The 534-nt window shown below is 49.4% G+C and carries 1 protein-coding gene; it reads right to left on the bottom strand.

Going from position 1 to position 534, the window contains the following annotated elements:
- Positions 1-534 (bottom strand): UvrD-helicase domain-containing protein (locus tag R8N49_RS29975; RefSeq protein ID WP_318190808.1); only part of this gene is annotated, 534 nt, incomplete at both ends.

The following is a 534-nucleotide window of genomic DNA, read 5'->3' as shown; positions in this document are numbered from 1 at the left end:
TCTGCTTCGTGCTCTTCGTTCTTGGCTAGCAACACTTTCAGTTTTTCGCCGTCAGGAATCTCTGAGAACAGTGATTTTTCATACACGTGCGGGTTGTTGGCAATCAAAATGTTTGCAGCACGAAGAATTCGACTGGTCGAGCGATAGTTCTGCTCCAGCTTGATCAGGCGCAGGTTCGGGTAATCTTGCCCGAGCAGCACCAAGTTTTGCGGTTTGGCACCACGCCACGAATAAATCGATTGGTCATCATCACCCACGACGGTCAAGCGACCGCGCTCACCCACAATCAATTTGACCAGTTCATACTGACTGGTGTTGGTGTCTTGGTATTCATCAACCAATAGATAGCGGATGCGATTTTGCCAACGCTGACGCACTTCTTCATTATTACGCAGCAGCAATACTGGCAGAAGGATCAGGTCGTCAAAATCGAGCGCGTTGTACGCCTTCATCTGCTTCTGGTACATCTCGAAACAAAAAGCGAACAGCTGTTGTTGCTCGCCTTTCGCCATCGCTTTGGCTTGCTCTGGCGTT

This window comes from Vibrio sp. 1978, from assembly GCF_033344345.1.
The sequence above is the reverse complement of the archived record's forward strand: the minus strand, read 5'-3'. Positions and strand labels throughout refer to the sequence as shown.